The sequence below is a fragment of the Candidatus Rokuibacteriota bacterium genome (genome assembly GCA_016188005.1).
Lineage (GTDB): Bacteria > Methylomirabilota > Methylomirabilia > Rokubacteriales > CSP1-6 > UBA12499.
Genome location: JACPIQ010000078.1, coordinates 1 through 3,410, shown reverse-complemented (window position 1 = coordinate 3,410; position 3,410 = coordinate 1). Strand labels below are relative to the sequence as shown.

The following is a 3,410-nucleotide window of genomic DNA, read 5'->3' as shown; positions in this document are numbered from 1 at the left end:
GCCCTGTCGTCGACGTCGGCCATCCCCCACTCCTCCTACCAGCAGATCGCCGCCCTCTTCCCCCTGCGCATGCTCCCGATCGCCGAGGACAAGATCCAGGCGTTCGAGAAGAAATACCCGGGCTGGGTGCGGTCCGAGTTCCCGGCGGGCGTCTACAAAGGCGTCGACGCGCCGGTGCCCACCATCGCGAGCTGGAGCGGCATCGTGGCGCGGGACGACCTGCCCGCGGACGTCGTGTACAAGGTGACGAAGGCGCTCTACGAGAAGCGGCAGCGGCTGGCCGACGCCTACCCGGCGTACAAGGCGATGCTCCCGAAGGAGAACACCGTGCTCGGGATGTCGGTGCCCATGCACCCGGGCGCGCAGCAGTTCTACAAGGAGATCGGCCTGGTGAAGTAGCACCGGCCCCGGCGCATGAGGAGCCCCGTGGACCCGGCGACGAAGCATCCCGGCTTCCCCGTGTCCGACGACCCCGTCGTCGGCAGCGGGCGCACCGCGTGGTGGATCTCGGTCTTCGCGGTGCTCGCGAGCCTCTTCCACCTCTATACGGGCGTGACGGGGACGTGGTCGGCGCAGCGCGGCGTCCACGTGGGCTTCTTTCTGTGCCTGGTCTTCCTGATCACCCCGTACCGCCGCGGGGCGTCCCTCGGGGGCGTGGGGCGTCTCGTCGACTACGCGCTCGCCGGGCTCTCGCTCGGCGCCTCCGCCTACGCCGTGTGGGACTGGGACGCCTTCACGCTCCGGACCGGCGACATCACCTCGACCGACGTGTGGGTCGGCGCGCTCTTCATCCTCCTCGTCCTCGAGGCCACCCGGCGTTCCATCGGCCTGGGCGTCACGCTCCTGGCCGTCGTCTTCCTCCTTTACGGCTACTTCGGGGCGCTCGCCCCGGGCTGGCTCGGGCACCGGGGCCTGTCCATCGAGAAGCTCGTGGACACGGTCTTCGTGGGCGAGGAGGGCATCTATGGCGTGCCCGTGCGCGTCATGGCCACCTACGTGACCCTGTTCATCGTCTTCGGCGCCCTTCTCGAGAAGTCAGGGGCAGGGCAGTTCTTCTTCGACCTCGCCAAGAGCGTGGCCGGGCGGTTCACAGGCGGACCCGCGAAGATGTCCTGCATCTCCAGCGCGCTCTTCGGCACCGTCTCCGGCAGCGCCGTCGCCAATGTCATCGTCGACGGCTGGCTCACCATCCCCCTCATGAAGCGGCTCGGCTTCCAGGCCCCCATGGCAGCCGCGATCGAGGCCGTGGCCTCCACAGGCGGCATGCTCATGCCCCCCGTCATGGGCGCCGCGGCCTTCATCCTGGCCGACATCGTCGGGCTGCCGTACTTCACCGTGGCGCTCGCCGCTGCCATCCCCGCCATCCTCTATTACGTGGCGCTCTTCATGGCCGTGCACGCCCACGCCGATCAGCGCGGGTTCCGTGGCCTGCCGCCGGAACAGATCCCGCGGCTCCGGACGGTGATGCTCGAGCGCGGGTACCTCGTCCTCCCGCTGGTCGTCATCATCCAGCAGGTCGTCACCGGCTACTCTGCCGTCCGGGCGGTGCTGCTGGGCATGGCCTGCGTCGTCGTCCTGAGCTTCCTGCGCCGCGAGACCGCGCTGACGCCGCGCCGGCTGTGGGAGGCGCTCGATCAGGCGGCGCGCGCCACCGCGGGGCTCTCCATGGCCTGCGCCTGCGCGGGCGTCATCATCGCCATGGTGATGTACACCGCGCTCGGGCTGAAGGCGGGCACGGCGTTCATCGGGCTGTCGGGCGGATACGTGTTCGTTGGGCTGGTGCTGGTGATGGTCCTCTGCCTCATCCTCGGCATGGGCCTGCCGGCGACGGCGGCCTACATCACCACCGCGGTACTCGCGATCCCCGCCCTCACGAAGCTCGGCGTCAACCCGCTCGCGGCGCACCTGTTCGTCTTCTACTTCGCGAACATCTCGGCGATCACGCCGCCCGTCATGCTCGCCTCCTACGCGGCGGCCGGCATCGGGGGCGCCAACCCCATGCGCACGGGCTATGCCGGCATGCGCATCGGCGCCGCCGGCTACCTGATCCCCTTTCTCTTCGTCTACAAGCCGGCGCTCCTCATCCTGGGCGTCGGCGTGACCGACATCGTGCTCGCGGTCCTGCTCAGCCTGGTCCAGGTCGCCGCGCTGGTGCTGGGCCTGCAGGGCTGGACGCCGCTCGGCCGGCCCGGCTGGGTCGAGCGCGGCCTCCTCGTGGCGAGCGCGGTCGCGATGCTGCACCCCGGGTTCGTCGTCAACCTGGTTGCCGTCGGCGCCATCGCCGGCGCCGTCGCGCTCACGGCGCGCGCCGGCATCCCGCGCTCGGCGCTGGAGCGGGCGCGCTGATTCCTCCAAGCGGAGACTGACTGCATGACACGCTATGCCCTCGGCTGCGACATCGGCGGGACCTTCACCGACTTCATTCTCGTGGATCTCGACACCGGCGACACCGTCGTCGACAAGTGCCTCACCACCCCGGACGACCCCACGCGGGCGGTGATGGAAGGCGTGGGGCGCCTCGCCGCGCAGCGTCCGGGGCTCGCCTCGGACCTCGACCGGGTGGTCCACGGCACGACGCTGATGATCAATGCCATCATCGAGCGGAAGGGCGCGCCGACCGCCCTCGTGACCACCGAGGGCTTCCGCGACATCGTCGAGATCGGGCGCGAGAAGCGCTATGATGTCTACGATATCTGGGCGCAGTTCCCCCGCCCGCTAGCCCCCCGCCGCTGGCGCCGGGAAGTGGCCGAGCGCGTCTACAGCGACGGGCGCGTCCTGCGCCCGCTCGACGAGGAGGGCGCGCGGCGCGAGCTGCGGGCCCTGGCCACCGACGGCGTGGAGTCCATCGCGGTCTCCCTCCTGCACGCGTACGCCAACCCCGTGCACGAGCAGACCCTCGAGACCCTGGCGCGCGAGGTCGCGCCGGGCCTCTTCGTCTCGCTCTCGTCCGACGTCCTGCCCGAGATCCGGGAGTACGAGCGCACGTGTACGACGCTCGCTAACGCATACGTCAAGCCGATCGCCGCGCGGTACCTGGCCACGCTGATCGAGGAGCTCCAGCGGGCCGGATTCCGGCGGCGCCTGTACATCATGCTCTCGAGCGGCGGCGTCACGTCGGTGGACGCCGCGCAGCGTTACCCCGTGCGCGTGATCGAGTCCGGGCCCGCCGGCGGCGCGACGGCCGGCGAGTTCCTCGCCCGCGGCCTCGACGCCGCCGACCTGCTCGCCTTCGACATGGGCGGCACCACGGCCAAGTGCTGCGTCATCAGCGACGGCCAGGCGGGCAAGACCTCCGAGTGCGAGGTGGCGCGCATCCACCGCTTCAAGAAGGGCAGCGGGATCCCGCTGAAGATCCCCATGGTCGACCTCGTCGAGATCGGCGCCGGGGGCGGCAGCATCGCCCACGTGAG

3 protein-coding genes are annotated in these 3,410 nt (G+C 70.6%); all 3 read left to right on the top strand.

Going from position 1 to position 3,410, the window contains the following annotated elements:
- A partial coding sequence (locus HYV93_15560; GenBank protein ID MBI2527390.1) for a TAXI family TRAP transporter solute-binding subunit occupies nt 1–399 on the top strand: 399 nt, incomplete at its 5' end.
- 27 nt (nt 400–426) lie between these two features.
- Nucleotides 427–2,346, top strand: a complete 1,920-nt coding sequence (locus tag HYV93_15555) for a TRAP transporter fused permease subunit (protein MBI2527389.1) — start codon at nt 427–429, stop codon at nt 2,344–2,346.
- Between the two features lie 24 nt (nt 2,347–2,370).
- The coding region (locus HYV93_15550) for a hydantoinase/oxoprolinase family protein (GenBank protein ID MBI2527388.1) at nt 2,371–3,410 on the top strand (1,040 nt) is incomplete at its 3' end.